This window comes from Lactobacillus kalixensis DSM 16043, from assembly GCF_001434335.1.
Taxonomy (GTDB): Bacteria; Bacillota; Bacilli; order Lactobacillales; family Lactobacillaceae; genus Lactobacillus; species Lactobacillus kalixensis.
Window position 1 is genome coordinate 1 of record NZ_AZFM01000074.1, and the last position, 1,856, is coordinate 1,856.

Genomic DNA, 1,856 nt, shown 5'->3' on the forward strand with positions numbered 1-1,856 from the left:
TAGTACCTTGAAAACTGAACAAAGTTTCGCTAAAGTGTGCGGGTGTAAGAACCCAAACAAAGAAAAGCGAAGTCAATTTCGCAAGCAATAAATTTTGAGACAAAGATCTTAAAAAACGATTATTTTAAAAATGAGAGTTTGATCCTGGCTCAGGACGAACGCTGGCGGCGTGCCTAATACATGCAAGTCGAGCGAACAGAAGCAGCAGAATTACTTCGGTAAGGACGCTGTGGAAGTTAGCGGCGGATGGGTGAGTAACACGTGGGTAACCTACCCTTAAGACTGGGATACCACTTGGAAACAGGTGCTAATACCGGATAGGAGTATGAGCTGCATGGCTTATACTTTAAAGGCGGCGAAAGCTGTCACTAAAGGATGGACCCGCGGTGCATTAGCTAGTTGGTAAGGTAACGGCTTACCAAGGCGACGATGCATAGCCGAGTTGAGAGACTGATCGGCCACATTGGGACTGAGACACGGCCCAAACTCCTACGGGAGGCAGCAGTAGGGAATCTTCCACAATGGACGCAAGTCTGATGGAGCAACGCCGCGTGAGTGAAGAAGGTTTTCGGATCGTAAAGCTCTGTTGTTGGTGAAGAAGGATATAGGTAGTAACTGGCCTATATTTGACGGTAATCAACCAGAAAGTCACGGCTAACTACGTGCCAGCAGCCGCGGTAATACGTAGGTGGCAAGCGTTGTCCGGATTTATTGGGCGTAAAGCGAGCGCAGGCGGAGAAATAAGTCTGATGTGAAAGCCCACGGCTCAACCGTGGAACTGCATCGGAAACTGTTTTTCTTGAGTGCAGAAGAGGAGAGTGGAACTCCATGTGTAGCGGTGGAATGCGTAGATATATGGAAGAACACCAGTGGCGAAGGCGGCTCTCTGGTCTGCAACTGACGCTGAGGCTCGAAAGCATGGGTAGCGAACAGGATTAGATACCCTGGTAGTCCATGCCGTAAACGATGAGTGCTAAGTGTTGGGAGGTTTCCGCCTCTCAGTGCTGCAGCTAACGCATTAAGCACTCCGCCTGGGGAGTACGACCGCAAGGTTGAAACTCAAAGGAATTGACGGGGGCCCGCACAAGCGGTGGAGCATGTGGTTTAATTCGAAGCAACGCGAAGAACCTTACCAGGTCTTGACATCTAGTGCCATTCTAAGAGATTAGAAGTTCCCTTCGGGGACGCTAAGACAGGTGGTGCATGGCTGTCGTCAGCTCGTGTCGTGAGATGTTGGGTTAAGTCCCGCAACGAGCGCAACCCTTGTCATTAGTTGCCAGCATTAAGTTGGGCACTCTAATGAGACTGCCGGTGACAAACCGGAGGAAGGTGGGGATGACGTCAAGTCATCATGCCCCTTATGACCTGGGCTACACACGTGCTACAATGGGCAGTACAACGAGAAGCAAGCCGGTGACGGCAAGCGAATCTCTTAAAGCTGTTCTCAGTTCGGACTGCAGTCTGCAACTCGACTGCACGAAGCTGGAATCGCTAGTAATCGCGGATCAGCACGCCGCGGTGAATACGTTCCCGGGCCTTGTACACACCGCCCGTCACACCATGGGAGTCTGCAATGCCCAAAGCCGGTGGCCTAACCGTAAGGAAGGAGCCGTCTAAGGCAGGGCAGATGACTGGGGTGAAGTCGTAACAAGGTAGCCGTAGGAGAACCTGCGGCTGGATCACCTCCTTTCTAAGGAAGCAAAGCTGATGGAGAGTAGAAATACTAAGAAGAAGTCAGCGGAGTACGGAAGCACACTGAAGAAACTTTGTTTAGTTTTGAGGGCGCTAGCTCTCAAAAAAGTTAGTACATTGAAAACTGAATATAATCCAAGAAAAAACCGAGACAATCATTGAAC

1 rRNA gene is annotated in these 1,856 nt (G+C 50.3%); it reads left to right on the top strand.

Features of this window, described 5'->3' with window-relative positions:
- Positions 1-126 precede the first annotated feature (126 nt).
- A 16S ribosomal RNA gene (locus FC46_RS09740) occupies positions 127-1,690 on the top strand.
- The last annotated feature ends 166 nt before the right edge of the window (positions 1,691-1,856 follow it).